This window comes from Rhodococcus sp. GXMU-t2271, assembly GCF_041414735.1.
GTDB lineage: Bacteria > Actinomycetota > Actinomycetes > Mycobacteriales > Mycobacteriaceae > Rhodococcus > Rhodococcus indonesiensis.
In genome coordinates this window covers 14,359-41,018 of the sequence record NZ_JAUIZP010000060.1, presented here as the reverse complement: position 1 = coordinate 41,018, position 26,660 = coordinate 14,359, and the positions used below count along the sequence as shown (strand labels likewise).

At 71.9% G+C, this 26,660-nt stretch carries 22 protein-coding genes and 1 tRNA gene; 11 read left to right on the top strand and 12 right to left on the bottom strand.

The window, feature by feature from the left end:
- Positions 1–270: 270 nt before the first annotated feature.
- The 5 genes from mfd to QYS60_RS21485 form a co-directional block, all read right to left on the bottom strand.
- Positions 271–3,903 (bottom strand): transcription-repair coupling factor, encoded by a 3,633-nt coding sequence (mfd, locus tag QYS60_RS21505; protein WP_371384226.1) that lies wholly within the window; start codon positions 3,901–3,903, stop codon positions 271–273.
- A gap of 143 nt (positions 3,904–4,046) precedes the next feature.
- Complete coding sequence (locus QYS60_RS21500) at positions 4,047–4,616, bottom strand: PIN domain-containing protein (RefSeq protein ID WP_371384225.1); 570 nt, start codon at positions 4,614–4,616, stop codon at positions 4,047–4,049.
- 12 nt (positions 4,617–4,628) lie between these two features.
- Positions 4,629–4,961, bottom strand: coding sequence for a helix-turn-helix domain-containing protein (locus QYS60_RS21495; RefSeq protein ID WP_289377316.1), 333 nt, complete (start codon positions 4,959–4,961; stop codon positions 4,629–4,631).
- A gap of 51 nt (positions 4,962–5,012) precedes the next feature.
- Positions 5,013–5,648 (bottom strand): ScbR family autoregulator-binding transcription factor, encoded by a 636-nt coding sequence (locus tag QYS60_RS21490; RefSeq protein WP_003937866.1) that lies wholly within the window; start codon positions 5,646–5,648, stop codon positions 5,013–5,015.
- Between the two features lie 159 nt (positions 5,649–5,807).
- Positions 5,808–6,458, bottom strand: a complete 651-nt coding sequence (locus QYS60_RS21485) for a TetR/AcrR family transcriptional regulator (RefSeq protein ID WP_289377317.1) — start codon at positions 6,456–6,458, stop codon at positions 5,808–5,810.
- A gap of 179 nt (positions 6,459–6,637) precedes the next feature.
- Here QYS60_RS21485 and QYS60_RS21480 point away from each other — a divergent pair.
- The 6 genes from QYS60_RS21480 (at position 6,638) to QYS60_RS21455 (ending at position 13,565) form a co-directional block, all read left to right on the top strand.
- A tRNA-Gln gene (locus tag QYS60_RS21480) sits at positions 6,638–6,709 on the top strand.
- Between the two features lie 71 nt (positions 6,710–6,780).
- The gene (gene glmU, locus QYS60_RS21475) at positions 6,781–8,259 is read left to right on the top strand and encodes a bifunctional UDP-N-acetylglucosamine diphosphorylase/glucosamine-1-phosphate N-acetyltransferase GlmU (RefSeq protein ID WP_289377318.1); all 1,479 of its coding nucleotides are present in this window, start codon (positions 6,781–6,783) and stop codon (positions 8,257–8,259) included.
- Positions 8,256–9,236 carry a ribose-phosphate diphosphokinase gene (locus QYS60_RS21470; RefSeq protein WP_003937863.1) on the top strand — a complete coding sequence of 327 codons (981 nt, stop codon included), beginning with the start codon at positions 8,256–8,258 and terminating at the stop codon, positions 9,234–9,236. The genes glmU and QYS60_RS21470 overlap by 4 nt, the downstream gene beginning before the upstream one ends.
- 52 nt (positions 9,237–9,288) lie before the next feature.
- Positions 9,289–9,918: a DUF2461 domain-containing protein gene (locus QYS60_RS21465; RefSeq protein WP_371384224.1), complete on the top strand. Its 630-nt coding sequence runs from the start codon at positions 9,289–9,291 to the stop codon at positions 9,916–9,918.
- A gap of 194 nt (positions 9,919–10,112) precedes the next feature.
- On the top strand, positions 10,113–10,766 hold the full coding sequence (locus QYS60_RS21460; RefSeq protein WP_371384223.1) for a hypothetical protein: 654 nt from the start codon (positions 10,113–10,115) through the stop codon (positions 10,764–10,766).
- Between the two features lie 237 nt (positions 10,767–11,003).
- The gene (locus QYS60_RS21455) at positions 11,004–13,565 is read left to right on the top strand and encodes a LuxR C-terminal-related transcriptional regulator (protein ID WP_371384222.1); all 2,562 of its coding nucleotides are present in this window, start codon (positions 11,004–11,006) and stop codon (positions 13,563–13,565) included.
- Between the two features lie 90 nt (positions 13,566–13,655).
- Here the strand turns inward: QYS60_RS21455 and QYS60_RS21450 are convergent, their stop codons facing one another.
- Positions 13,656–14,297, bottom strand: a complete 642-nt coding sequence (locus QYS60_RS21450; protein ID WP_003937859.1) for a class I SAM-dependent methyltransferase — start codon at positions 14,295–14,297, stop codon at positions 13,656–13,658.
- Positions 14,298–14,351: 54 nt separating this feature from the next.
- Between QYS60_RS21450 and QYS60_RS21445 the strand changes: the two genes are divergently transcribed.
- Complete coding sequence (locus QYS60_RS21445) at positions 14,352–15,581, top strand: MFS transporter (RefSeq protein WP_371384221.1); 1,230 nt, start codon at positions 14,352–14,354, stop codon at positions 15,579–15,581.
- 4 nt (positions 15,582–15,585) lie between these two features.
- Here QYS60_RS21445 and QYS60_RS21440 read toward each other — a convergent pair whose 3' ends face one another.
- The 6 genes from QYS60_RS21440 to QYS60_RS21415 form a co-directional block, all read right to left on the bottom strand.
- Positions 15,586–16,782 carry an MFS transporter gene (locus tag QYS60_RS21440; RefSeq protein ID WP_081005119.1) on the bottom strand — a complete coding sequence of 399 codons (1,197 nt, stop codon included), beginning with the start codon at positions 16,780–16,782 and terminating at the stop codon, positions 15,586–15,588.
- Positions 16,783–16,853: 71 nt separating this feature from the next.
- Positions 16,854–17,810 (bottom strand): L-histidine N(alpha)-methyltransferase, encoded by a 957-nt coding sequence (gene egtD, locus QYS60_RS21435; protein WP_289377323.1) that lies wholly within the window; start codon positions 17,808–17,810, stop codon positions 16,854–16,856.
- Entirely contained in the window at positions 17,807–18,553 is a 747-nt protein-coding gene (gene egtC / locus QYS60_RS21430) for an ergothioneine biosynthesis protein EgtC (RefSeq protein WP_040783192.1), read from the bottom strand. Before egtC ends, egtD begins: the two co-directional genes overlap by 4 nt.
- Positions 18,546–19,841 carry an ergothioneine biosynthesis protein EgtB gene (egtB, locus tag QYS60_RS21425; RefSeq protein ID WP_371384220.1) on the bottom strand — a complete coding sequence of 432 codons (1,296 nt, stop codon included), beginning with the start codon at positions 19,839–19,841 and terminating at the stop codon, positions 18,546–18,548. Before egtB ends, egtC begins: the two co-directional genes overlap by 8 nt.
- Positions 19,838–21,070: an ergothioneine biosynthesis glutamate--cysteine ligase EgtA gene (gene egtA / locus QYS60_RS21420; RefSeq protein WP_371384219.1), complete on the bottom strand. Its 1,233-nt coding sequence runs from the start codon at positions 21,068–21,070 to the stop codon at positions 19,838–19,840. The genes egtB and egtA overlap by 4 nt, the downstream gene beginning before the upstream one ends.
- Before the next feature lie 79 nt (positions 21,071–21,149).
- Positions 21,150–22,391: an APC family permease gene (locus QYS60_RS21415; protein ID WP_371384218.1), complete on the bottom strand. Its 1,242-nt coding sequence runs from the start codon at positions 22,389–22,391 to the stop codon at positions 21,150–21,152.
- 45 nt (positions 22,392–22,436) lie between these two features.
- Between QYS60_RS21415 and QYS60_RS21410 the strand changes: the two genes are divergently transcribed.
- The 4 genes from QYS60_RS21410 to pth all read left to right on the top strand — a co-directional run bounded on the left by QYS60_RS21410 (position 22,437) and on the right by pth (position 26,659).
- Entirely contained in the window at positions 22,437–23,615 is a 1,179-nt protein-coding gene (locus QYS60_RS21410; RefSeq protein ID WP_371384217.1) for an aminotransferase class V-fold PLP-dependent enzyme, read from the top strand.
- 88 nt (positions 23,616–23,703) lie between these two features.
- Positions 23,704–25,173: an FAD-dependent oxidoreductase gene (locus QYS60_RS21405; protein ID WP_371384216.1), complete on the top strand. Its 1,470-nt coding sequence runs from the start codon at positions 23,704–23,706 to the stop codon at positions 25,171–25,173.
- A 204-nt stretch (positions 25,174–25,377) separates the two neighbouring features.
- Positions 25,378–25,983 (top strand): 50S ribosomal protein L25/general stress protein Ctc, encoded by a 606-nt coding sequence (locus QYS60_RS21400; protein WP_289377330.1) that lies wholly within the window; start codon positions 25,378–25,380, stop codon positions 25,981–25,983.
- 103 nt (positions 25,984–26,086) lie between these two features.
- Entirely contained in the window at positions 26,087–26,659 is a 573-nt protein-coding gene (gene pth, locus QYS60_RS21395) for an aminoacyl-tRNA hydrolase (protein ID WP_003937848.1), read from the top strand.
- The last annotated feature ends 1 nt before the right edge of the window (position 26,660 follow it).

Genomic DNA, 26,660 nt, shown 5'->3' with positions numbered 1-26,660 from the left:
TCACTTCCCCCGTCGCTGCGCTCGCCCCGGCCACTTCCCCCGTCGCTGCGCTCGCCCCGGTCACCTTCCCCGTCGCTGCGCTCGCCCCGGTCACCTGCCCCGTCGCTGCGCTCGCCCCGGTCACCTGCCCCGTCGCTGCGCTCGCCCCGGTCACCTGCCCCGTCGCTGCGCTCGCCCCGGTCACCTGCCCCGTCGCTGCGCTCGCCCCGGTCACCGTCCCCGTCGCGGCGCTCGCCCCGGTCACCTTCCCCGTCGCTGCGCTCGCCCCGGTCACACGCTCGCGGCGGTCGGCACACGCACGTCCACCGATCCCTGCGCCTTGCCGTCCAGGGCGAGCAGGAAGTCCGCGATGTACTGCAGCAGCTCCACGTCGCGCACCCGCTCGGAACCCACGCCACCGGTTCGCGGCAACGGCAGCTGCACGATGCCGCTCGTGGCGCGGTACTGCGCCGCCGGATAGAGACGCTTGAGCCGCATCTGCTTCGAATCCGGCAGGTGCATCGGCGAGATCTTCAACTGGGTGCCGGAGACCGCGACCTCCTCGAGGTCGTACTCGCGGCACAGCAGGCGCAGCTTGGCCACGGACACGAGCCGGCCGACTTCCTCGGGCAGCGGACCGTAGCGGTCGACGAGTTCCTCGACCACCGCGGCGATCGCGTCGTCGTCGTGCGCCGCGGCGAGCTTGCGGTAGGCCTCGAGCCGCAGCCGGTCGGATGTCACGTAGTCCGGCGGGATGTGGGCGTCGACCGGAAGATCCACCCGCACCTCCTTGGCGGCCTCGTCCGTGGCGACGGGACGGCCGTCCGCGGCGGCCCGGAACGCCTCCACCGCCTCGCCGACGAGCCGCACGTACAGATCGAATCCGACGCCGGCGACGTGACCGGACTGCTCCGCGCCCAGAACGTTTCCCGCGCCGCGGATCTCGAGGTCCTTCATGGCCACGGCCATGCCCGCGCCGAGATCGGAGTTCTGGGAGATCGTGGCGAGCCGGTCGTATGCCGTCTCGGTCAGCGGCTTCTCCGGCGGGTACAGGAAGTACGCGTAACCCCGCTCGCGGGAACGACCGACGCGTCCGCGCAGCTGGTGCAACTGCGACAACCCGAGCGAGTCGGCGCGCTCGACGATGAGGGTGTTGGCGTTGGAGATGTCGAGTCCCGTCTCGACGATGGTGGTACACACCAGGACGTCGAACTGACGCTCCCAGAAGCCCTGCACGGTCTTCTCGAGGGTGTCCTCGTTCATCTGCCCGTGCGCCACCGCGACCCGCGCCTCGGGGACGAGGTCACGAATTCGCTTGGCGGCCTTGTCGATCGAGCTCACCCGGTTGTGCACGTAGAACACCTGTCCGTCGCGCAGCAGCTCGCGGCGGATGGCGGCGGCGACCTGCTTGTCCGCGTAGGCGCCCACGTAGGTGAGCACCGGGTGCCGCTCCTCGGGCGGGGTGAGAATCGTCGACATCTCCCGGATGCCGGCCATGCTCATCTCCAGGGTGCGCGGAATCGGCGTCGCGGACATGGTCAGCACGTCGACGTGCGTGCGCAGGGCCTTGATGTGCTCCTTGTGCTCGACGCCGAATCGCTGCTCCTCGTCGACGATCACGAGACCGAGGTCCTTCCAGCGCACGCCGGTCTGCAGCAGCCGGTGGGTGCCGACGACGATGTCGACCTCACCGTCGGCGAGGGCGGCGATCGTCTCCTTCGCCTCGGCGGAATCGGTGAAGCGGCTCAAGCCCTTGACGGTGACCGGGAACGACGCCATCCGCTCCGTGAAGGTCTGCAGATGCTGCTGCGCCAGCAGCGTGGTGGGCACCAGCACCGCGACCTGCTTGCCGTCCTGCACGGCCTTGAATGCGGCACGCACCGCGATCTCGGTCTTGCCGTAACCGACGTCGCCGATGACGACGCGATCCATCGGGACCGCCTTCTCCATGTCGGCCTTGACCTCGGAGATGACGGTGAGCTGATCCTGGGTCTCGGTGAACGCGAACGCGTCCTCCATCTCCTTCTGCCACGGGGTGTCCGGCGCGAATGCATGCCCCGGGGCGGCCTGACGGGCCGCGTACAACTGCACCAGCTCTCCCGCGATCTCGCGGACAGCCTTGCGCGCCTTGCGTTTCGTGTTGGCCCAGTCGGAGCCGCCGAGCTTGCTCAAGGCGGGCATCTCGCCGCCGACGTAGCGGGAGAGCTGGTCGAGGGACTCCATCGGCACGAACAGCCGGTCACCCGGCTGCCCGCGTTTGCCGGGCGCGTACTCGATGACCAGGTACTCGCGGCGGGCGCCGCCCACGGTCCGCTCCACCATCTCCACGAACCGGCCGATGCCGTGCTGGTCGTGGACCACCATGTCTCCGGCGGTGAGCGCCAGCGGATCCACCTGGTTGCGGCGCTTGACCGGCGTGCGGCGACCCTCGGCGGCGGTCACCCGGTTGCCCGTGAGGTCGGACTCGGTGACGAGCACCAGTCCGGGCACGTCTGCGCCGTCGCCCGGCAGAACCAGGCCGTCGTGCAGCGCGCCGCACAGCACCCCGACCGTGCCGCGGACCGGTTCGGCCCCCGGATCGAGCCGCGCTGCGGGTACGTCGTTCTCCTGCAGCCGCTCGAGCACCCGCTGCCCGGTGCCGGCACCTGCGACGACGATCGCCGCCCGCCCGCCGGTGGTGACGTGTGCACGCAGGTTCGCGAAGAGCATCGTCAGCAGTTCCTCGGAACCGCGCACCTCCGGCGCCGACTGCACGTCGAGCACGACCTCGGTGTCGGCGCCCGACGCCAGCGGGCTCAGCGTCCACCACGGCCGGCCCGCGGCTTCCGCCGTCTCCCGCACCCCGGTCAGCGGCCGGTACGCGGAGGCGGCCAGATCCACACCCTTCATGTTCGCGGTGTCCAGTGGCGCGGCCCCGCCGAGCGAGGCCGCGGTCCACGACGCCTCGAGGAACTCCTGGCCGGTGCGCATCAGGTCCGCCGCGCGGGTCCGGACCTTCTCCGGATCGCACAGCAGCACGTGCGTACCGTCCGGCACGACGTCGGTCAGCAACTGCAGCTCGCCGGTCTGCAGCACCGGCAGCAGCGCCTCCATGCCCTCGACCGGGATGCCGGAGGCCATCTTGTCGAGCATCTCCACGAGCGCCGCGTCGGCCGGGTTGTCCTGGGCGAGTCGCGCCGCGCGTTCTTTGACCTGCTCGGTCAGCAGCAGTTCCCGGCAGGGCGGGGCGATGAGGGTGCTCACCTCGAGTTCGGGGATGGACCGCTGGTCGGCGACGGAGAACGGGCGCAGCTCGGTGACCTCGTCACCCCAGAACTCGACCCGCACCGGGTGGTCCGCTGTCGGCGGGAAGACGTCGAGGATGCCGCCGCGCACGGCGAACTCGCCGCGCTTGCCGACCATGTCGGCACGGGTGTAGGCCAGCTCGACGAGCCGCTCGATCAGCTCGTCGAAGTCGTGCTCCGCGCCGACACGCAGGGTGACGGGCTCGATGTCGCCCAGGCCGGGGGCCATCGGCTGCACCAGCGAGCGCACGGTCGCGACGATCACCCGCAGCTCGGGGCCGTAGTCGCGGTCCTCGGGGTGCGCGAGCCGGCGCAGTACCTGCAACCGGCGTCCGACGGTGTCGGCGCTGGGCGAGAGCCGCTCGTGCGGCAGCGTCTCCCACGAGGGGAACTGCGCAACGACGTCGCCGAGCATCTCGCGCAGCTCCGCCGTGAGATCGTCCGCTTCACGGCCGGTCGCGGTCACCACGAGCAGCGGCGTCTTCGCGGCGAGCGCGGCGGCGACGAACGGCCGGGCCGCGGGCGGGGCCACCAGGGCCTGTTCGGCGGTCCCGGCGAGGGCGGCCACACGCTCGAGCTGAGCGTCGGCCAGCGCGATCCGCGCCAATCCGGACAGGGGGGTGACGGACACGTCGGACACGGGAAGGGCGCTCCTGGGGTTCGAGAAGAGGACCGTCCGAGTCTATGCGGTGTCCGGTTCGAGCGGCACCGGCAGCACTGCCGCGAGCGGCACCGGCAGCACAGCCGCGAACGGCACCGCCAGCACAGCCGCGAGCGGCACGGTCAGATTGGGTCGGTCGCCAGCAGGTCGGCGCTGTTGTCGCCGAGCGCTGCACGCGCCCACGCGGCCAGCCGCGCCCGCAGGGCGGCGTCGGCGAGCTCCTCGCCGGGCCCGAGCCACCGCCGTCGCGCCATCCGGTGCAGCACGCGCACGGACCGCCGGGGATCGGCGTCGAGGACGTACGCGACGAAGGCGTCGGGTGTCTGCGGCTCGACCCCGGACCGCTCGAGCGAGCGCGCGAGAGCGGCGTCGGTGGTGACGACGACGTCGGCCTGCGCGAACAGCGCCACCGCCGTCAGGTGTGCGTCGCGGGGATCGCTGACGTACGGCACCTCGCGCAGCACCGTGGCGGGCCAGGTCACCCGTGCCTCGGGGAAGGCTGTGTCGAGTTCGGCGAACAGGAAGTCCCGCGCCGGGCGCGACATGTGCGCCGGCAGCCTGCGCTCCACCTCGGCGACGATGCCGTCGCTCCAGTAGGGCCGGTACAGCGCGTCCTCGGCCAGGGCGAGGAGCACGTCGCGCACGCGCGGCGGCGTCAGTGCCGGTGCGTCGAGTACCGCCCGGATCGGCACGATCGGTCCCCCTCAGAAGTCGTCGTCGTACAGTCCGTCGCGCCGGCTCAGGTCGGCGACGGCGTCCAGAGCCCGACTCCGGGCCTCGGCCCTGCGCTCGGCGCAGGCCAGGACGTCGGCGCGGCGGATGCGGCGGTGCAGACCGTGGAACCGGGAGGGCAGGGTGCCGTCGTCGACGAGACGGGCCACGTACGCCCGGCCGACGCCGAGCACGTCCGCCGCCTGGGCGGTGGTCAGCAGGGCGGGCACCGGGACGATGGTCACCGCGGCGTCGGCTCCGGACTCGTCGAGGGCGCGGGCGAGTGCCGCGCCGGCCGCAGCCGCGTCGAAGGGTCCCAGGGTCACGGCGGCGATCGTGTCAGGCGGTGGCGGCCGGCGCAACGATTGCCGCCGGGATCAGACCCGGAGCCGGCGCGAGGCGAACTGCTTGAAGTACTCGGCCTTGGCGGGCGGCACCAGGGCCGGCAGCATCAGTCCCCACGCGTTCTCGAGGTATTCGACGAGGGCGTCACGACAGTCGAGCGCCGCCGCGACCATGCGTACGCCGGTGAGCACCTGCAGGAGGAACAGACCGACCATGTCGGGGTCCACGTCCTCGTTCAGGTCACCTTCGGCCAGGGCGCGCTTCGCGAGGTCGCGCATCGTCGCCAGCCAGGTGTCGAACAAGCGGTCGCCGGTGCCCCGGTAGTCCCCGATCTCCACGGCCAAGCGGAACATCGCCCGGACCACCGGATCGTTCCGGGACAGGTCGACGGTCAGGACGGACAGCTCGATCAGTGTCTCGAGGGCCGGGGTACGGTCGTTGATGGTCGCCACCGCGGCCTCGGCGAGACGAGCGAAGCCCGCGTCGACGACACCGCGGGCGAGCTCTTCCTTGGAAGCGAAGTGGAAGTACAGCGCACCCTTGGTGACGCCGGACTCCTGGATGATCTCGTTGAGGCTGGCGTTGGCGTAGCCGAGGTTCATGAAGATCTCCGCGGCACCACGGACCACGGATTCGCGGGTGACTTCCGCGCGGACCTGCCGAGCCATTCACGGCCTCCCGGACGGACTCGTACGCAGGGGACGACCCGGGCGATCGGCTTCGATCGCCGCTCGGTTGATCACCGCGATCACCTCGCATCCCTTCTCGAGTCGGCTGCGCAACGATACCACCTGGTAGAGGGGAGATCGGGGGACTGCACCACCGGCTCAGGCGGTCCCGAGCTGCGGATCCGCTTCGAGGTGCGTGAGTCCGTTCCAGCACAGGTTCACCAGGTGCGCGGCCACGACCTCCTTCGACGGACTGCGCTCGTCCAGCCACCACGTCGCGGTCGTCGCGACCATGCCCACCAGTGCCTGTGCATAGAGCGGAGCCAGGTCCGGGTCGAAGCCCCGGCGGGAGAAGTCGCCGGCGAGGATGTGCGCCACCTGCCGCACCGCCTCGTTCAACAGGGACGAGTACGTGCCCTCCTCCGCGGTGACCGGGGAGTCGCGCACGAGGATGCGGAAGCCGTCGGTGCGTTCCTCGACGTAGGTGAGCAGGGCGAGCGCCACCCGCTCGACCCGGATGCGCGAGCGGTTCTGCGTCAGGCTCGCGCTGATCATCGACATCAGGGTCGACATCTCCCGGTCCACGACGACGGCGTACAGCCCCTCCTTGCCGCCGAAGTGCTCGTAGACCACCGGTTTGGAGACCTGAGCCCGCTGGGCGATCTCCTCGATCGACGCCGCCTCGTAGCCACGCTCGGCAAAAATTGCCCGCCCGATCTCGATGAGCTGTTCGCGGCGTTGGGTACCCGTCATCCGGACCCGCGGGCTGCGGTCGGCGTGGTTCTGCGACGGCTTCGACACGTAATACATCCTTTCCGGCCCCCGGCCGGACCCCGGGCCACCGGAAAAACCCCGGGGACGACGCGCGGCGGGTTGCGCTCAGCCTATCCGTGACGACGACGCGCCCGGCCCCGCGTTCGACTCCGGGCGTGGCGGCATGCGAGGATCACAGACGCATGACCGGGGCGTCGGCGCCGGGAATGCGGCAGTCCGCCGTGGTGTAATCGGCAGCACCTCTGATTTTGGTTCAGATAGTTCAGGTTCGAGTCCTGGCGGCGGAGCAGGGCAGTCGGGGCCCGTGAGCTCCCCTGCCGGTGCCGAACCTGCGCATGTCGAACGTCGAGGGAGCTTCATGCAAGTGCAGACCGCAGTTGTCGTCCTGGCGGCCGGAGCGGGTACGCGAATGCGGTCCAAGACCCCGAAGGTGCTGCATACCCTCGGGGGTCGCACGATGCTCGCCCATTCGCTGCACGCGGCCGCGGAGCTGGACCCGAGCCACCTCGTGGTGGTCGTCGGGCACGAGCGTGAGCGCGTCTCCGCCGCCACCGCGGATATCGCCGAGACGCTCGACCGCAAGGTGACCATCGCGGTCCAGGATCGGCAACTCGGCACCGGGCATGCGGTGCAGTGCGGGCTCGACGCCCTGCCCGGCGACTTCTCCGGCGTGGTCGTCGTCACCAACGCCGACGTCCCGCTGCTCGACGGCCACACCCTCGAGGCACTCGAAGCCGAGCACCTCGCCGAGCCGACGCAGTCCGCGGTGACGGTCCTGACGTTCCTCGCCGACGATCCCACCGGGTACGGCCGCATCGTCCGGAACGGCCACGGTGAGATCCGCGAGATCGTCGAGGAGGCCGACGCCGACGCCGAGCAGGCCGCCATCGACGAGGTCAATGCCGGCATCTACGCCTTCGACGCGGAGTTCCTCCGCAGCGCACTGACGCGGCTGCGGGCCCACAACGCCCAGGGCGAGCTGTACCTGACGGACGTGGTCACGATCGCTCGCCAGGACGGTCGGGCAGTGTTCGCCGCCCAGCTCGCCGACGCGACGAAGGTTGCGGGCGCGAACGACCGGGTGCAGCTCGCCGCGCTCGCGGCGCAGCTGAACCGGCGCACCCTCGAGCACTGGATGCGCGCGGGGGTGACCATCGTCGACCCGGCCAGCACGTGGGTGGACGTGGACGTCGTCCTCGCCCGGGACGTGACCCTGCACCCCGGGGTGCAGCTGCACGGACGGACCGTGGTCGACGAGGACGCGGTGATCGGTCCGGACACCACGCTGACGAACGTGCGGGTCGGTGCCGGAGCGTCGGTGGTGCGCACCCACGGTTCGGACTCGGTGATCGGCGACGGGGCGACCGTCGGGCCGTTCGCCTACCTGCGTCCGGGCACCGACCTCGGCGAATCCGGCAAGATCGGGACCTTCGTGGAGACGAAGAACGCCGAGATCGGCCCGCACTCGAAGGTGCCGCACCTGACCTACGTCGGCGACGCCACCATCGGCGAGCATTCGAACATCGGCGCTTCGAGCGTGTTCGTCAACTACGACGGCGTGCACAAGTCGCGCACGGTCGTCGGATCCCACGTCCGGACCGGATCGGACACCATGTTCGTGGCGCCCGTGACGGTCGGCGACGGCGCCTACACCGGCGCCGGCACGGTCCTGCGCCGCAACGTTCCACCGGGGGCGCTTGCGGTGTCGGGTGCGCCACAGCGCAATATTGAAGGCTGGGTCCAGCGGAACCGCCCCGGGACCCCCGCCGCCGAGGCAGCGTCTGCAGCACGGCAGCAGCAAGAGATCGAACGGCAAAAGGACGGCCAGGACCAGTGACCTCCAATTGGATCGACAACCAGAAGAACTTGATGCTCTTCTCCGGCCGGGCCCACCCCGAGCTGGCGGAGCAGGTGGCGAAGGAGCTCGACGTCCAGGTCACCCCGCAGACCGCGCGGGACTTCGCCAACGGCGAGATCTTCGTGCGGTTCGAGGAGTCCGTCCGCGGCTCCGACGCGTTCGTGCTGCAGAGTCACCCGTTCCCGCTCAACCAGTGGGTGATGGAACAGCTCATCATGATCGATGCGCTCAAGCGCGGGTCGGCCAAGCGCATCACCGCAGTCCTGCCGTTCTACCCGTACGCCCGCCAGGACAAGAAGCACCGCGGCCGTGAGCCCATCTCCGCCCGCCTGATCGCCGACCTGCTCAAGACCGCCGGCGCGGACCGCATCATTACCGTCGATCTGCACACCGACCAGATCCAGGGCTTCTTCGACGGCCCCGTCGACCACATGCACGCCCAGGGCCAGCTCGCCGAGTACATCCGCGACAAGTACGGCGTCGAGAACATCGCCGTGGTCTCCCCCGACTCCGGTCGCGTCCGCGTCGCGGAGAAGTGGGCCGACACCCTCGGCGGTGCCCCGCTGGCGTTCATCCACAAGACCCGCGACCCGCTCGTGCCGAACCAGGTCAAGTCCAACCGGGTCGTCGGTGAGGTCGAGGGACGCACCTGCATCCTCATCGACGACATGATCGACACCGGCGGCACCATCGCCGGCGCCGTGAAGATCCTGAAGGAGGCCGGCGCGGGCGACGTCGTCATCGCCGCCACCCACGGCGTGCTCTCGCATCCGGCCTCCGAGCGCCTCGCGTCCTGCGGTGCCAAGGAGGTCATCGTCACCAACACGCTGCCGATCGACGACGAGAAGCGTTTCCCGACGCTCACCGTTCTGTCGATCGCACCGCTGCTCGCGCGCACCATCCAGGAGGTGTTCGAGAACGGCTCGGTGACGTCGCTGTTCAACGGTTCCGCGTAGCCGCGGAAGGCGGTGTACCTTCGGACCGTCACCGGACCGAAAGGACACCGGCATGTTCACCGGCTTCCCCGCTGCCGCCCTCGACTTCTACGAGGATCTCGAGGCGGACAACAGCAAGCCGTTCTGGGCCGCGCACAAGGCCGTCTACGACGACTGCGTGCGCGGCCCGATGCTTGCGCTGCTCGCGGAACTCGAACCGGAGTTCGGAGCGGGCAAGGCGTTTCGCCCGCACCGCGACGTGCGCTTCAGTGCGGACAAGTCGCCGTACAAGACCCATCAGGGCGGTTTCGTGCAGACCGGACCCGGCGTCGGCTTCTACGTGCAGATCGACGCGGCCGGCCTGCGGGTCGCCGGCGGCTTCTACCGCGGCTCGTCCGCCCAGGTCGCCGCATTCCGTGCTGCCGTGGACGATACGCGCCGCGGCCCGCGACTCGAACCGCTCGTGCGGCGGCTGCACCGGGCCGGGTACGAGATCGGTGGTGAGCGGCTGAAGACCCGTCCGCGCGGTGTTGCCGAGGACCACCCCCGCCTCGACCTGCTACGGCACAAGTCCCTCACCGCCGCGCGGACACACCCCTCGCCCGAGTGGATCGACACCCCGCGCACCCTCGACGAGGTGCGCACCGCCTGGCGCGACGTCCGCCCGCTCGTGGAGTGGCTGACCGCCGCAACCGCCACCTGAAAAGCGTTCGCATCGCGGACGATCCGGGGGTTTCCGTGCCGTACCGATCGGTACGGAAAGTGCTGCGGCACAAGAGTTTGCCGCCCGTACACTCGGCGTCGGCATGATCTTCGTCACGTCGACATCCTCCTGTCGCAGGTCGCGCCGGACCCACCCGAGCGGACCCCGCCGACCTTCACCTAAGGTGGCTCCTCGTGATCGACGCGCGAATCCTCGAGGCCCCCACCGAAAACGCGAAACTCGAGACTGTCCGACGGTGGAAACCCGGAGCCTGCGTCTGGTGCGGCGACACCGAGTCCGTCGAGCCGTTCCGTAACGAACCCCGTTGTGGCACTTGCCGCACCCACGAATCCATCATCGACGAGGCCCGCAAGTTCGTCGGCATGTACGGTCTGCGCCCCATCGGCGGCACACTGCAGTCGGACGACGAAGAGGAGTACGAGCACCGCAAGGCCGCTCGCGACTCGCGTCGCGTCCTCAACGACATCCGGCTCGCCGAGCAACCCGATCCCGCCCTCGTGCGCAAGGCCCTGCGCCCCCGCGCCGCCGCCGTCGTCGCCGAGAACGTGCGCCGCCCTGCCACCCCGCGCACCTCCTCGGTGCGCCCGTCGCAGCGCGCCGCCGAACCGGCGCCCGTACGCACCGGCGGCGTCGACGTCGACGAGATCCAGAACCGCGCCCTCGCGCTGCTCGATCAGCTCTCCGCGGTCGATGCGCAGCTCGCGCTCGTCGCCGACCAGTCCGGCCTCGCCGCCCGCGCCCGCCGCGGCGACCTCGAGAAGCAGAAGGCCACCATCCTGCGCACCCTGGCCGCCCTGGAGAAGGCGCGGCTCAGCGCGACGAGGTAGGAACGAACTCTCGCCCCCGAGGGGAGGTTGTCGCGGCACCGTCCGGGTGCCGCAGCCGACAACCTCCCCTCGTCGTCTGTAGCGCCTGGTCGGACTGCGCAAACCGTACATCCCTCCGCTCGGCCCGGAAGAGACCGGGTAGTCTGCCCGTGCCGAGGGGTCTGTCGGGGACACCGGGACAACGGTGGAGACCGCACATGCCGGCGTGCGTCGACCGAGCGAGCGAGAGGAGTTGCCGTGAGTGTCCCCGGCGCTGTCCGAACCGGGGTGCCGACGTGGCGGACGCTGGCCACCGCCCTGCCCCGCCCTCGCCTGTTCGACATGCTCGGCCGCGGGTCCGCGCTCACGGTGGTCCACGCCCCGGACGGATTCGGCAAGAGCACACTCCTGGCCACGTGGCTGCACCGGGGCGGCGCACCCGAACGCGACATCGCGTGGGTGCCGGTGGCGAACGACGCGACACCGGAACGCATCTGGTCCGACGCCTGCACGGTGCTGGGCGAACACGTCGCACCCGGTGACCCGGCCGGACGGCTCGCCGAGGTCCTCCGGTCCCGCCCGGCGCCGACCCTGCTCGTCCTCGACGGGTTCCCCGCCACCGCGCTCGACGACCTGCTGCCGGCGATCCGGCACCTGCTCGACCGCTGCCCGTCCGTCGACGTCGCCGTCTGCGTGCGGGGCAGCGCCACGACATCGGCCGTAGCCACGGCAGGCGTGGACTGCACGTTCGTCTCCGCCCACGATCTGCGGTTCACGCCGCGGGAGACCGCGGAGTTCTTCCGCGGGGCCGGGGTGGAGCTCGGAGCCGACGAATACGGCGACCTGTGCCGCGCGCTGGGCGGGTTGCCGCAGTTGATCTCGGGTGCGCTGAACGTCGCGCGGCTGCACCGGTGCTCACCGGTCGACCAGGAGGGCCGGCCGTCGCCCGAGCTGGCCGCCGCCATCGCCAGCTCCGCATCGGTTCTGCTCGACTCGCTGACCGCCGAAGAGCGCTCGTTCGCGCTTTGCGTGGTCGCCGCCCGTGCTCTCGACGCGGAACTCGCCGCCGAGCTCACCGGCCGGCCGGACGCGGCCGGGCTTCTCGACCGTCTCGAAGCGCGGGGCCTGCTCGTCGTCGACGAGGCAGCCGAGACACGGACGTGGGTGTGGCCGTCGGCCCTGCGGCTCGCGGTGCTCGACCAGGCCCGGCAGGAGGAACCCGGACGAGCCGACGAGCTGATGACCCTGCTCGCGCGCCGCCATCACGACGCGGGCCGGCCGGCGCCGGCCGCGATGTATGCGGCCGAGGCCCGCAAGTGGGCGATGGCCGCGGGCATCGTCGAACGCAGCTGGGGCCAGATGGTCGCCGAGCATCTGGAGGAGCTCATCCTCGTGCTGCGGACGATTCCCGAGGACTTCCTGCAGGACCACCCGGCGGTGCTCGCCGGGCGGGCGCTGTTCGTGCAGATGCTCGCCGACCATCCCATCCTGCGGGCGTCGCTGCCGAGCGAGCCCGACGACCTGCACACGCTCGGCGCCGGACCGGACGCCGCGAACGTCCTGCACCTGGCGACGGTGCAGTCGCTCGCGCTGCGTGTCGCCGGCGACTTCGTCCAGGGCGCCGCCTGCACTCGGCGGCTCGAACCGCTGGTGCAGAGCATGCTCGTGCACCAGCCGGACAACCTCACCCCGCAGCTGCCGCTGCTGCGCGTCCAATGGGCGATCACCTTCCAGCTCGTCGCGGACCTGGCCGAATCCAACCGTCAGTTCGAGTTGGCCTACCGGGGCGGCGTCGCCGCGGACACCCCCTACATCGTCCAGAACGCCGCCGGCAGTTCCGCGCTGAACTGGGCCCTGGTCGGCGACGTGCCGCGCGCCCGCCGGTGGCTCGCCCGGGAGGCGACGGCGGAACCGTCCGACGGGCTCTTCGGCGAACTCGTCAAGGTCGGCGGCCGGGTCGCCGCGGCGCTGACCCATCTCGACGCCCTCGACGTCGGAGCGGCCGAGGCGATGATCGACCTGCTCGGCGCGCCCAGCGACCGGGAGGAGCTGTGGGGGTTCGTCGCCTACGCCCACGCCCAGCACGCCCTGCTCACCGTGGAGGCGTACGCGGGCCTGACGTGGTTGCACCACACCGTGGCCGGCCACGCCCACCGGCACGGCGACGGCGCGTTCTCCCGGACGCTGCTCACCGCGACGGAGATCGACCTGCACCTGGCTCTCGGCAACGGCAACCTGGCGCGCGCCGTGGCGGATCTCGAGCCGCGGCACCATCCGATCCTCGTCGTGCCGGACGCACGGGTGGATCTCCTGGGCGGGAATCCCGGCCGGGCCGTCAAGAAGCTCGCGCGAGTGTCCTGGCCGGACTGTGGCTTCCCGCGGGCCCACCTCGAGGCGCTGCTGCTCGAGGCCGCCGCCCAGCTGGACCTGGGTAATCCGCGGGCCGCAGCCGTGTGCTGGGAGCGCGCCTGCACCCTGGCGCGGACGCTGGGCAATCGGCGCGCGTTCACCACCGTGCCGGACCGGCACCGGCGTGAACTCGAAGCGTGCAGCGGAATTGCGGTGCCGGGCGGTCCCGTCGGGGCGGTGTTCCCGGACGAGGTCGCACGGGTCGAGTTGTCCCCGCGGGAGCAGCAGGTGCTCGCACTACTGGCCGACGGATGCCCGCAGAGCGAGATCGCCCGCCTCCTGTTCGTCTCCCCCAACACGGTCAAGACACAGCTGCGCAGCATCTACCGCAAGCTCGGAGCACATACGCGGGTCGAGGCGATCACCCGCGCGCGCGAGCTGCGGTTGCTGCCCGTCAGCAGTGATCTCTAGACCGGTCGGCCTCGCCCCGCCGACCCGCGCGGAGGTATCGCTCAACCCTCGGACCGACGCAACGGCACCTTCGCCCGGGCCCGGGGACGGTCACGCCGGCTTGTGGGCGAGCACCCGGAACACGATGCCCATCCGACCGGTGCGGTGCACGTCGTCGACGACGAACCCGGCCTCGGTGAGATAGGGCGCGGGGTCGCGGAGCAGGTGGTCGGCGCCGAAGCGGATGCTGAGCGGCTCGATGCCGCGCTGCAGGGCGCGCAGCACCCGGTTCGTCGACGGGCCGTGCTCGGCGAGCACGATCCGGCCGCCGGGGACGAGCACGCGGTACGCCTGGGCCGCGGCGCGGGCCGGGTCGGGCACGGTGCAGAAGGTGAAGGTCGAGAGCACGGTGTCGGCGCTCGCGTCGGGCAGGTCGAGGGCCTGTACGTCGCCCTCGCGCAGCTCGACGCGCGGGTCGGCGGCGGCCTTCGTCCGGGCGAGTTCGAGCATCCTCGGCGAGATGTCGACACCGACGACGTGGTCGACCTCGGGTCCGTAGAGCGGCAGGTTGAGGCCGGTGCCGACGGCGAGTTCGACGACGCGGCCGCGGGCCTGCGCGGCCGCCCAGTGCCGGGCCGGGCCGAGTATCAGCCGCTCGACCAGGCTCATGCCGCGGTCGTAGTTCTTCGACATCTCGTCGAAGATCCGCGAGACGCGCGCGTTCTCGTTCTCGAGCTGCTCCGGATCGGTCACCGTGTCTCCTCACCGAGGTGTCACCGCCGACGTTACCGGCGTACCGTCCCGGCTGTGACCGAACCGATCCCGGAACAGCGCCGCGTCCTGACCGTTCTCGTGGCCGCGCAGATCCTCAGCGGCGCAGGCCTGGCGGCGGGCGTGACCGTCGGCGCGCTCCTCGCGCAGGACATGCTGGGCAGCACGAGTCTCGCCGGGGTGCCGAGCGCGTTGTTCACGATCGGGTCGGCGGCCGCGGCCGTCGCCGTGGGGCGGATCTCGCAGCGCGCCGGGCGCCGCGGCGGCCTGACGTTCGGGTACGCCACCGGCGCGATCGGCAGCGCGGGGGTGGTGGCCGCCGCGGCGCTCGACACCGCGGTGCTGCTGTTCGCGGCCCTGTTCGTCTACGGAGCGGGCACCGCGACGAGCCTGCAGGCGCGCTATGCCGGGGCCGACCTGGCCGCTCCGGAGCGCCGGGGGCGCGCCGTGAGCGCGGTTCTGGTGGCGACGACCCTCGGGGCGGTGGTCGGCCCGAACCTGACCGCCGTCATGGGTGATGCCGCCGAATCGTGGGGCATCCCCCGGCTGTCCGGGCCGTTCGTGCTCTCCGGCGTCGCCTACGGGCTCGCCGCCGTCGTCCTGTGGGTCCTGTTGCGCCCGGACCCGCTCCTGCTCGCCCGCAGTCGCGCGGCCGGCGCGGAGCCGGTGCCGGACGGCGAGCGGCCGGCCGTGGCCCGGCAGTGGTCGCCCGCGGTGACCGCCGGGGTGGTGGTGATGATCGTGACCCAGCTCGTGATGGTGGCGGTGATGACGATGACCCCGATCCACATGCGCGACCACGGACACGACGTCGGGGCGACGGGCGTGGTCATCGCGATCCACGTCGCGGCGATGTTCCTGCCGTCCCCGATCGCGGGGATGCTCGTGGACCGGGTCGGGCCCTACCGGGTCGCGGCCGCCGCGGGACTCGTCCTGCTGGCCGCCGGGGTGTCGGCGGCACTGGCCCCGCCGCAGTCGGTGCCCGCCCTCGCGTTCGCGCTGGGCCTGCTCGGTTTCGGGTGGAGCCTGGGCCTGGTGAGCGGCACCGCGCTCGTCACCGATGCGGTGCCGCTCGAGTCCCGCGCAGCCACGCAGGGCACCGCGGACCTGTTCGTCGCGCTGGCAGGGGCCGGCGGCGGTCTGGGTTCCGGCCTCGTCGTCGCGGCGGCGGGGTTCCCGGCGCTGGCGCTGACCGGTGCGGCGGTCTCGCTGGTGATCCTTCCCGTCCTCGCGCGACGGTCCGTCGCGCAGCCCGCCCTCCGCTAGCGCGTCAGGCCGGCACGGCGACGGCTCGTCGCGCGACCCGCAGATCCACCAGCCACACCAGGGCGGTGGCGACGGCCGCCGCGACACCGAACACGCACACCCCGGTCCAGCCGGCGCTCGTCCACGCGAGCGCGCCGAGCGCCGAACCGGCCGCGGCGCCGATGAAGTACGTCGTCATGTACACCGCGTTGATGCGGGAACGGGCCGCGGGCGCCAGCGCGTAGACGATGTTCTGGTTGCTGATGTGGACGGCCTGCAACGCCAGGTCGATCGCGACCATCCCGATCAGGAACCACGCCAGCGAGTGGGCGCCGGCCGCCAGCGCGGCCCAGGACAGGACGAGCACCGCCGCCCCCGCACCGGAGGCGAGCTGCGCGAGTCCACGGTCGGCGAGGCGGCCGGTGAGGTTCGCCATCACCGCGCCGGCGACCCCCGCGAGGCCCACCAGGCCGATCTGCACCTCGTCGAATCCGTAGGGTTCGCCTGCCAGCAGGAACGCCATCGTGGAGAACAGGGCGCTCACGGACGCGAACGACAGGGCGCCGAGCAGCGACCGGGTCCGCAGCCGCGGCTGGGTGCGCACGAGGGTGCCGAGCGAGCGCAGCGTGGTCCCGTAACCGATGCGCTCGGCGGGCCGCGACGTCGGCAGCGCTCGCCACAGGGCCAGCGCGACCACGACCATCGCGGCGGCGCTCACCCGGTAGACGGTGGCCCATCCGCCGATACCGGCGAGCAACCCGGCGACGCTGCGGGCGAGCAGGATGCCGAGCACCAGGCCGCTCATCACCGTCCCGACAGCCTGCCCGCTGCGCTCCGGTTCGGCCAGGGTGGCGGCGAACGGCACCAGCACCTGCGCGGCCACCGAGAACAGCCCCGCGATCGCCGTGCCGACGGCCAGCACCGCGATGGTCGGGGCGAAACCGCTCAGCGCCTGGCCGGCCGCGGCGGCGAGCATGAGCCCCACCGTGAGGCGGCGCTTGTCGAACATGTCGCCGAGCGGCACCAGGAACAGCAGCCCGAGGCCGTAGGAGACCTGAGCGACGGTGACGGTGGCCGCGGCGGCGGAGTGGGAAGTGCCCAGGGCGACGGCGATCGACTCGAGCAGGGGCTGGTTGAAGTAGTTGCCGCCCACGCACAGGCCGGTGGCCGTCGCCATCAACAGCAGGACGGGGGTGGTCAGTACGGGCCGGGTGGACGTCACGCCTGCCAGCCTCGCGCGGCCGGGACCGTGCTGTCCAACCGCCGTCGCGTCGGCGGCCGGGACCGTGTGGGTCAGCTGCGGCTCGCGCCGATCAGCGCGAACCTGCCGTCGGGATCGATCCACTCGCGCCGTACGACGAACCCGGCCTCGGTCAGTTCGCGGCCCATGCCGTCGAGCCGGAACTTGGCGGAGATCTCGGTGCGCAGCTGCTCGCCCGCCGCGAACGAGATCTCGAGGTCCAGGCCGGGAATCCGGACGGTCATGGGCTCGGTGGCCTCGAGCCGCATCTCGATCCACTCGTTGATCGGGTCCCACACGGCGACGTGCCGGAACTTCCCGGGTTCGAAGTCCGCGCCGAGCCGGGCATTGAGCACGTTCAGCACGTTGCGGTCGAACTCCGCGGTGACCCCGGCGGCGTCGTCGTAGGCCGGCACGAGCACGTCGGGATCGGTGACGAGACCGATTCCGAGCAGTAACCACTCCCCCGGCTCGAGCACCGCGGCGAGGTCGGTGAGGAACGCGGTGCGCTCCGCGGGCGCCAGGTTGCCGATGGTGCCGCCGAGGAACGCGATCAGGCGGCGTCCGCCGCCGGGCAGGTGCGTGAGCGACCCGGTGAAGTCGCCGACGACGCCCCGCACGGTCAGGTCCGGGTATTCGGCGCAGAGCCGGGTCACCGCGGACTGCAGGGCGACCTCGGACACGTCCTGCGGTACGTACGTATGGATGTACGGTCGCAGCGCATCGAGCAGGATCTCCGTCTTCTCCGAGGAACCCGATCCGAGCTCGACGAGCATCTCCGGCCGCGCCTCGTCGGCGAGCTCCGCCGAATGCTGTTGCAGCAGAGCCCGTTCGGTGCGAGTGGGATAGTACTCCGGCAGCCGGGTGATCTGTTCGAAGAGCTCGCCGCCGCGCTCGTCGTAGAGCCACGTCGGCGAGAGCCACTTCGGCGACGACGTCAGCCCGCGGCGCGCGTCGGCCCGCAGCGACTCGTCGAGCTGCTCCGGCGTCAGGTACACATCCACCGTCATGAGACGGCCACCTCCATGGGGGACACGATGAGGTGCCCCGGTCGGGCGCTGACCAGGTGCCGGTCCGGCACCTGGCGCCAGCGCGGATCGTCGTCGTACGGTTCCGAGGACACCACGGCGACGTCTTCGTCGACGAGGGTCCACAGCGAGTGGTACCAGGCCGTCGCCCACAGTCCGGAACCGTTGCCCAGCAACAAGTTCAACCGCGAACCCGGGGCGACGTCGAGCACCTCGTGCACGAGCCGCATCAACGCCTGCTCGGGCCGCGAGGAACGCAGCCGCGAATACAACAGCACCCACAGCGCGGCAGCGTCGGTGGGCGACTCGAGTCGCAGCAGTTCGGCCACCGGCAGCCGCTCGGCCAGCGAGACGAGCGACCCGGGCCAGCCGCGGACCACGCCGTTGAGGCTGAACGCCCAGCCGTCGCGGGTGAACGGAGCGCAGGCCGAGCGCTCCACCGGCATGCCTTCCGTCGCCGAACGCAGCGACGCCATGACGGCCCCGGCGCCGATATGCGAAAGCCCTTCGGTGACAAAGGGATCGGACCAGATCGGAGCGGGGTTCCGATAGCGGCCGAAGCCGTCCGCACCCCACCATGCGACCCCGAACCCGTCGGCGTTGATCGTGCCGCCACCACGCATGTCCTTCGGCGCCCACGACTGGCGCACCAGCGACCGGGGTCCCTCGGTCACCAGGGAACTCACCGAGCGGACCGGCCCGAGATATCCCAGGTGTCTACACATCCGGCACGTCCCGCGCGCAGCGGAAGCCGGCGAAGATCTGCCGTCGGATCGGCAGGTCCCAGTTGCGGAAGGTGCCGCGGCAGGCCGCCGGGTCGGTGCCGAAGGAGCCGCCGCGCAGCACCCGGAAGTCGCCGCCGAAGAACACCTCCGAGTACTCCCGGTACGGGAAGGGGGCGAATCCGGGGTACGGCTCGAACCCGGACGCCGTCCATTCCCACACGTCGCCGATCAGCTGGTGGACCCCGAGGCGCGACGCCCCCGCCGGGTACGCGCCGGCGACGGCCGGCTCGAGATGGCGCTGACCGAGGTTGGCGTGGGCCTCGGTGGGTTCCTCGTCGCCCCACGGGTAGCGCCGGCTCTCCCCGGTCAGCGGGTCCCAGCGCGCGGCCTTCTCCCATTCGGCCTCGCTGGGCAACCGGCGTCCGGCCCAGCGGGCGAATGCCTCTGCCTCGTGGAAGCACACGTGCACGACGGGCTCGTCCGGGTCGAGCGGCACCGTCGCCCCGAACCGGCGACGCCACCACGTGCCCGAGTCGTCGCGGGTCCAGAACTGGGGAGCCTCGAGTCCCGCCTGCTCGCGGTGCAGCCACCCCTCCGGGCTCCACAGTTCCCGGCGGGCGTAGCCGCCGTCGGCGAGGAACTCGAGGTAGCGCCCGTTGGTGACCGGCACCGTGTCGATCGCGAACGCCGGCACGTACACCCGGTGGGCGGACCGCTCGTTGTCCAACGCCCACGGATCCGTCGACGTCCCCATCTCGAACTCACCGCCCGGGATCAGCACCTCCGCCGCGGCCGGTGGTTCGGCGCGCCGCGGCGCCGGCGCGGCGTCGAGCACGGGGGGCCCGGCCCGCAGCTGGTGTGTCGCGAGCATCGTCTCCGCGTGCTGCACCTCGTGCTGGACACTCATCGCGAACACGAAACCCGCGCGGGTGAGGTCGGTGTCGAAGCTGCACTGCGCCAGCACGTCCGCCGTGTGCGCGCGGACCTCCGCCGCGTAGTCGCGAGCCGCCTGCGGCCCGAGCAGCGGCAGCGCCGGGCGGTCCGCCCGCGGATGGCGGAAGGCGTCGTAGAGGTCGTCGACGTCCGGGCGCACACCGGCGTGACCGCCGGCCGCCCGGAGCAGCCAGCGTTCCTCCTGGTTGGCGATGTGCGCGAGGTCCCATACGAGAGGACTCATCAGCGGTGAATGCTGGGCCGTGAGTTCCGCGTCGTCGACGTCGGTCAGCGCGAGCACTCGCGCCCGCGCCCGCGCGAGGTCCCGGTCGAGCCGGGCGTGCAGATCGCTCACCGATCCTGGACCTCCGGGGTGCGACCGCGGCAGCACCGCTCCGCCGCCGCGTCCAGCGCCGCGGTGAACCGCATGTCCGGCGACGCCTCCGCGGCGAGCGCGAGCAGTCCGACCGCCGCGGCCCGGATCTCGAGATCCGCGAGTCCGAACTCCGCCGCCTCCTGCCAGCGGTCCACGACGGGGGCGGCGACGGCCAGGGCCTCGTCCATGACCGCCGGCGAGGTGAGCAGTGCCTCGACCGCGGCGACCGGGACCTGCCACAGGGCCCCCGGCTGCGCGTCGATGTACCGGACCTCGAGATGCCCGGCGGGACGCACCGGCGGGAACAGGGTGGTCAGGTGGTAGTCCAGGTCGGCGACGGTGGGCCGGCGCCCGATCTCGTCGTCCAGATCGCCGCTGAGCCAGTCCGCGAACGACGCACCGGGCGGCGCATGCCAGTCCCCGCCGGTCGCGCGCACACACAGCATCGGCGCGTCGAGCGCCCACACCGGGTAGCGCGCCGGATCGGGCACGGGGGTGGTGCGGTCGGCGTCCAGCGCCAGCCAGGTGCGCATCCGCTGCGATGCCCAGTTCCCGTCCGGGGCGCCCCGCAGGGAAGGCGAGCACGCGAACGCGGCCACCAGCGCCGGTCCGACGGCGTGCAGTACCCGCCACCGGCGGGCCAGCTCGTCGTCGTCGGCGCCGGCGTCGACGCTCACCTGGGTGGCGGCGGTGCTGTTCATCATCAGCCGGCCCAGCGGCCCGATCTGGTCGAACCGCAGCTCCATCGCGCTGTAGCGGGGAGTGCGCAGCAGCCGTTGCGGTGGGCGCAGGCCGTCGGCCGCCCCGTCGATCAGGTCCACCGACCGGCGGGCCAGCAATGCACGCAACATGCGGGCGTCGGCGGTCAGACGGTCGCAGACCTGCCGCGCCGAGACACAGGGCACGCTCGACAGTTCCACCTGCCCGCCCGGCTCGAGGGTCACGGCGCTGCCCGACGGCAACGGCCGCGCCGAGGAACCGGGAGCCAGCTGCCGGGGGGCGTGCGGACCGAGGGCCTCGAGGACGGCCTGCAACTCCGGCCGGGCGCGGGTGCCGTCGGCCCGGGCGGTGAGCCATTCCAGTTCCACGCCGATCAGCCGGGGCGGCCCGAACCGGAAACTCACCCGGCGCACATGCAGCTCGGCGGCGGTTCGTGAGGCGATGCCGGCGTCTGCGCGCGGCACCGCCGGGTCGACTGTGATCACCACTCGGTCCGCCCCTCCCTCGCCTGTGGGCCAGCTCACGGACGAGCCTAACGTCAACCGGTGACAGGAGGCGGCTGAACGCTCACGCCGTGGCCCGGCGCGTCGCGCGGACGACGACACCGGCCGCGAGCACCGCGACGCCGGCCACGACCGCGCTCGGCGGCAGCGTCAGCACCAGGACGATGCATCCGACGGCCCCGATGACCTGCAGGAACCGTGGCCAGCGCCGGTGCTCGTCCCGCTGGGTGAAGGCGGCCAGGTTCGCGACGAAGTAGTACACGAGAACACCGAAGGATGAGAATCCGATCACTCCGCGCAGATCGACGGTCGCAACGAGCACGCACACCACCGCGGCGACGGCGAGTTCGGCCCGGTACGGCACCGCGAATCGCGGATGCACCGCGGCGAGCGGCCGCGGCAGATCACCCTGCCGCGCCATCGCGAGCGCGGTGCGGCCGACGCCTGTGACGAGGGCGAGCAGAGCCCCCAGCGATGCGGCCGCAGCCCCGACGACCACGACGGGCGCCGCCCACGACCAGCCACCCGCGCGGACCGCGTCGAGCAGCGGCGCGCTGCTCGACGCGAGCCGGTCCGGACCGAGGCACGCGAGCAGGGTCACCCCGACGACGGCGTAGAGCAGCACCACGAATCCGAGGGCCCCGACGATCGCACGCGGGATGGTCCGGCGCGGCTCGCGCACCTCCTCACCCAGGGTCGCGATCCGCGCATAGCCCGCGAACGCGAAGAACAGCAGACCGGCCGCCTGCAACACCCCGTACACGCCGCCGACGGGGCCGAACGGATCGGCAGGTTGCGCCCCGGGGCCGGCCCAGCTCGCCGTGACCGCCACGGCGAGCGCGACGAGCACCAGCGCCACGATGATGCGCGCGAGCCGGGCCGTGCGGGTGATGCCGCGGTAGTTCACGGCGGTCAGGGCGAGGACCGCGGCGACGGCGACGGGCCGCCGCCACGGTTCCGGCACGACGTAGGACGCGAAGGTCGTGGCCATCGCCGCGCAACTGGCGGTCTTGCCGATCACGAAGCCCCAGCCCGCCACGAAACCCCACCACGGTCCGAGCCGTTCCCGCCCGTACACGTAGGTGCCACCGGACGTCGGGTACTGCGCGGCGAGCTGTGCCGACGACGTGGCATTGCAGTACGCCACGACCGCGGCGAGGGCCAGGCCGACGAGCAGGCCCGCGCCGGCGGCGGCCGCGGCCGGCGCGAACGCCGAGAACACGCCCGCCCCGATCATCGCGCCGAGCCCGATGGCGACGGCGTCGCCGGTGCCGAGCCGGCGTTGCAGGGATTTCGATTCGCTCACGTATATATTCCAAGCACGAAGACATGAACGGGAGGTGCGTCCTCGATGCTCGACCTGCAGCGCGCCCGTCGGGACACGCCCGGCTGCTTCGACCGGGTCTTCCTCGACAGCGCGGGCTCGTCGCTGCCGCCGACTCCCGTGCTGGAGACGACCGTCGCCCACCTGCGGCGCGAGGCCGAGGTCGGCGGGTACGTCGCCGCCGCGGAACGCGCCGACGACCTCGCCGCGGTGAAGACCTCGATCGCGCGGCTGATCGGTGCGCAGGCGCCGTCGATCGCACTGGTCGAGAGCGCCACCCGGGCGTGGGCGAGCTTCTTCTACTCGGTGCCGCTGCGCGCGGGCGACCGGATCCTGCTCACCCGTTCCGAATACGCCAGCAATGCCGTCTCCGCGCTGCAACGCGCCCGGGCGACCGGCGCGACGGTGGAGACGATGCCGACGGACGCGCTCGGCCGCATCGACGTCGACGCCCTCACCCGTACGCTCGACGAGCGGGTCAAGCTGGTGTCCGTCGTGCACGCCCCCACCAACGGCGGGCTCGTCAACCCTGTGCGGGAGGTCGCGGACGCGGCGCACGAGGTCGGCGCGCTGGTGCTGCTCGACGCGTGCCAGTCCGTCGGCCAGCTGCCGGTGAGCGTGCCCGAGTTCGATGTCGACGCGCTCTCCGCGACCGGCCGCAAGTGGCTGCGCGGACCCCGCGGCACGGGCTTTCTGTACGTCCGCCCTCGGCTGGTGACCGAGCTCGAACCGGCCGTCCTCGATCTGCACAGCGCGCAGTGGACCGCTCCGGACGAGTACCGGCTCGCCGACGACGCGACGCGATTCGAGCTGTGGGAGACCAACGTCGCCGCCCGCCTCGGTCTCGGTGCCGCCGTCGACTACCTGCTCGACCTCGGGGTCGACGCGGTGACCGAGGCGGTCGCCTACCGCGCCGAGCACCTGCGCGACGGGCTGGGCCGGATCCCCGGCGTGGCCGTGCGCGACCTCGGGAAGGAGCACAGCGGCATCGTCTCGTTCACCGTCGACGGCTGGGAGCCGCCGCGACTGCGGGAAGCGCTGGCCGCCGAGGCGATCACGGTCACGGTCAGCGGGCGCGGGTCGACGCTGCTCGAGATGTCGGCGCGACGGCTCGAATCGGTGGTGCGCGCCTCACCGCACTACTTCGTCTCCCCCGCCGACGTGGACCGGTTCCTGGCGGCCGTGCGGGCGCTGACCCGGTCCTGACCGTCCCGGCAACCGGGACGATCGGTTCCGTCCGGCAGCTCGCGCGGTCAAGGTGTGCGAATCCCCGCCACACCCCGAGAGGATCGCGATGACCGAGACCAATCCCGTCCGTCCTGTTCCCGTCGACCGGATCTCCGCCTGGGATTTCGAAGCCGACGTCGTGATCGCCGGGTACGGCATCGCCGGGGTCTGCGCGGCCGTCGGCGCTGCCGACGCCGGAGCCGACGTGCTGGTGCTCGAACGCACCGGCGGGTGGGGCGGCGCGGCCGCCCTCGCGGGCGGATTCGTCTACCTCGGCGGCGGCACGGCCGTGCAGAAGGCCTGCGGATTCGAGGACTCGGTGGACGACATGCGCGCGTTCCTCACTGCGGCACTCGGACCGGGCGTGGACGAGGAGAAGATCGCCGCCTACTGTGCCGGCTCCGTCGCGCACTTCGACTGGCTCGTCGGCTGCGGTGTGCCGTTCAAGCACGAATTCTGGGGCGAGCCCGGCTGGGAGCCCCCCACCGACGCCAGCCTGCAGTACACCGGCGGGGAGAACTCGGCGCCGTACGCCACCGTCGCCCGGCCCGCGCCACGCGGCCACGTGCCGCAGATGAGCGACAAGCGGACCGGTGAGCAGGGCGGCGGCTACATGCTCGTGAAGCCGCTCGCCGAGAAGGCCGCCGCCCTCGGGGTCCGCGCCGAGTACGACGTCCGGGTGCAGACCCTCGTCACCGATGCGTCCGGCCGGGTGGTCGGGGTGCTGGCCAAGCGGTACGGCACCGATGTGGCCATCCGGGCCCGCCGCGGGGTCGTCCTCGCCACGGGCAGCTTCGCCTATAACGACGACATGGTGCGGGCCTACGCCCCGCACCTGGTGGGTCGTCCCGCCGCGTCGATCGAGGAACACGACGGTCGCGCGATCCGGATGGCGCAGGCGCTCGGCGCCGACCTGGCCCACATGGACGCCACCGAGGTGGCGTTCTTCTGCGATCCGCAGCTGATCGCGCGGGGCATTCTCGTCAACGGTCGCGGCCAGCGGTACGTGCCCGAGGACACCTACCCGGGCCGCATCGGGCAGCTGACCCTGCTGAAGAACGACAACGAGGCGTTCCTCGTCATCGACGAGGAGTCGTACGAGGCGGGGGTCGCCGCCCCGACGTCGTCGCCGCAGCTGCGCCACCAGCCGAAGTGGGTGTGCGAGACCGTCGCGGAGCTCGAGGCCGAGATGGGTCTGCCCGAGCGGGCGCTGCAGTCCACGGTGGAGGTGTACAACCTGCACGCCGAACGGGGCGCGGACCCGCTGCTGGGCAAGAAGCGCGAATGGGTGAAGCCGATCGGATCGCCCGTCGCGGCGATCGACCTGCGCGGCATGACCGGCGGGTTCACGCTCGGCGGCCTGCGTACGAGCCTGCACGCGGAGGTCCTGCACGTCGACGGTGCCCCGATTCCCGGGCTGTACGCGGCGGGACGGGCGGCGGCCGGACTGTCGGCGTGGGGATACTGCAGCGGCGTCTCCCTCGGCGACGGCAGTTTCTTCGGCCGGCGGGCGGGCATCGCCGCCGCGGGCGGCTGAGCGCAGGGGGCATTCGACCCGCTCGGGCGGATCCGGTAGAGTCGATCGAGTTGTCTCGGCGAGGGTGAACCGCGAAATCGCTGGCTCACCGTGATCGACGCGGCTGCGGCTCCGCTCGAGCGTGCCCACGCTCCTGGCCGCGCGCGTCGCCCCTCGCCGGGAAGACCGCCCCAGTTCGAGCCATACGCGTAGGAGCCATTCAGCATGTCCGACGAAAACCGTCTCGCCGCCGTCGTCCGCACCGAGTTCGGCAAGGGTGCCGCCCGCCGCGCCCGCCGCGACGGCCAGGTGCCCGCCGTCCTGTACGGCCACGGCACGGATCCCAAGCACCTGTCGCTCCCGGCCCGTGAGTTCGCGGCCGTGCTGCGCGCCCACGGCACCAACGCCGTACTGACCCTCGAGGTCGACGGCTCGGAGGAGCTGGCGCTGACCAAGTCGGTCGTCGTCCACCCGATCCGCAACTACATCGAGCACGCCGACCTGCTCGTCGTGAAGAAGGGCGAGAAGGTCACCGTCGAGGTTCCCCTCGTCGTCACCGGCGAGGCCGCGTCCGGCACCCTGGTCGTCAACGAGATCAGCACCGTCAAGCTCGAGGCGGACGCCCTGAACCTGCCCGAGCAGATCGAGGTTTCGATCGAGGACGCCGAGGCCGGCACCCAGATCACCGCCGCCGACGTCCAGCTGCCCACGGGCGCCACCCTGCAGGACGATCCGGAGCTGCTGTTGGTGAACGTGGTTGCCGCACCGACCGCCGCCGCCATGGAGGGCGAATCCGCGGAGGGTGAGGCCGCCGAGTCCGAAGAGGCCTGAGCCCACACCGGCTCCGCGTGACATGGGCGAGCGGCGCGTCATCCCCACGGGGTGACGCGCCGTCGTCGTAGCACTACCCGCCGCAACGGAAGGACACCGCCAGGTGAGCGACGCCACCGCACTCGTCGTCGGGCTGGGCAATCCCGGCCCGCAGTACGAGAAGACCCGCCACAACATCGGCTTCATGGTGGCCGACACGCTCGCCGCCCGGGTCGGCGGGAAATTCAGCGCGCACAAGCGCAGCAACGCCGAGATCGTCCAGGCCCGCCTCGACGGCCGGCAGGTGATCATCGCCAAGCCGCGCACCTACATGAATCTCTCGGGCGGACCCGTCGCGGGTCTCGCGCGCTTCTTCTCGGTCGAGCCCGCCGACATCGTGGTCGTGCACGACGAACTGGATCTGGACTTCGGCACGGTCCGGCTCAAGCTCGGCGGCGGGGAGAACGGCCACAACGGGCTGCGGTCGATCTCGAGTGCCCTCGGCACCAAGCTCTACCTGCGTACCCGGGTCGGGATCGGCCGCCCGCCGGGCCGCATGGACCCGGCCGATTACGTGCTCAAACCGTTCTCGTCGACCGAACGCAAGGAACTCGACCTGATCCGCGAGCAGGCCGCGGACGCGGTGGAGTTGTTGCTGCGGGTCGGCCTGGAGGAGGCCCAGAACCGGGTCCATTGAC

What these genes read in the sequence shown, in the direction of transcription:
- QYS60_RS21490 (WP_003937866.1), bottom strand. Translation starts at nt 5,648, where the DNA reads ATGGCTCGGCAGGTCCGCGCGGAAGTCACCCGCGAATCCGTGGTCCGT.
- QYS60_RS21485 (WP_289377317.1), bottom strand. Translation starts at nt 6,458, where the DNA reads ATGTATTACGTGTCGAAGCCGTCGCAGAACCACGCCGACCGCAGCCCG.
- glmU (WP_289377318.1), top strand. Translation starts at nt 6,781, where the DNA reads ATGCAAGTGCAGACCGCAGTTGTCGTCCTGGCGGCCGGAGCGGGTACG.
- QYS60_RS21465 (WP_371384224.1), top strand. Translation starts at nt 9,289, where the DNA reads ATGTTCACCGGCTTCCCCGCTGCCGCCCTCGACTTCTACGAGGATCTC.
- egtD (WP_289377323.1), bottom strand. Translation starts at nt 17,810, where the DNA reads ATGACGGTGGATGTGTACCTGACGCCGGAGCAGCTCGACGAGTCGCTG.
- egtC (WP_040783192.1), bottom strand. Translation starts at nt 18,553, where the DNA reads ATGTGTAGACACCTGGGATATCTCGGGCCGGTCCGCTCGGTGAGTTCC.
- QYS60_RS21410 (WP_371384217.1), top strand. Translation starts at nt 22,437, where the DNA reads ATGCTCGACCTGCAGCGCGCCCGTCGGGACACGCCCGGCTGCTTCGAC.
- QYS60_RS21405 (WP_371384216.1), top strand. Translation starts at nt 23,704, where the DNA reads ATGACCGAGACCAATCCCGTCCGTCCTGTTCCCGTCGACCGGATCTCC.
- QYS60_RS21400 (WP_289377330.1), top strand. Translation starts at nt 25,378, where the DNA reads ATGTCCGACGAAAACCGTCTCGCCGCCGTCGTCCGCACCGAGTTCGGC.